The following is a 408-nucleotide window of genomic DNA, read 5'->3' on the forward strand; positions in this document are numbered from 1 at the left end:
CTGCACAGAGCTGCAAAAACCTCTCTATACGAGCAGAACTATGCTCAGGCCCCTGCCCTTCATAACCATGAGGCAAAAGTAGAACTAGACCACTTGACCGCAACCACTTTGTTTCTGCAGATGAGATAAATTGGTCGATCGATCGAAAAGTTTCAAAGTCAAAACAATAAAGTAAGTAGGTAAGGTAGGAAAGTACTGGCTATGGTACTGGTGCTCACGATTCTTCAACCATCATCATAATTATTCCCTTATCAACGCTTTGTTTTTATTCATGTCGTCAAGTAACTCTCACGACATGTAACATTGATTGATACCTATTTTAAACCTCTTTTGTTCAATCTTTCACACGGAGTCGGGATTTTTCAAAGTATTTCACATGCTTTCATATAGCTCTTACGACTTTGCGAA

The 408-nt window shown here is 39.5% G+C and carries 1 pseudogene; it reads right to left on the minus strand.

Annotation, left to right across the window (positions count from 1 at the left end):
• Nucleotides 1-151: pseudogene (locus tag ACJ5GX_RS00895) on the minus strand (hypothetical protein); the annotation flags it as partial.
• Between the last annotated feature and the right edge of the window lie 257 nt (nucleotides 152-408).

Source organism: Wolbachia endosymbiont of Tuta absoluta (genome assembly GCF_059414725.1).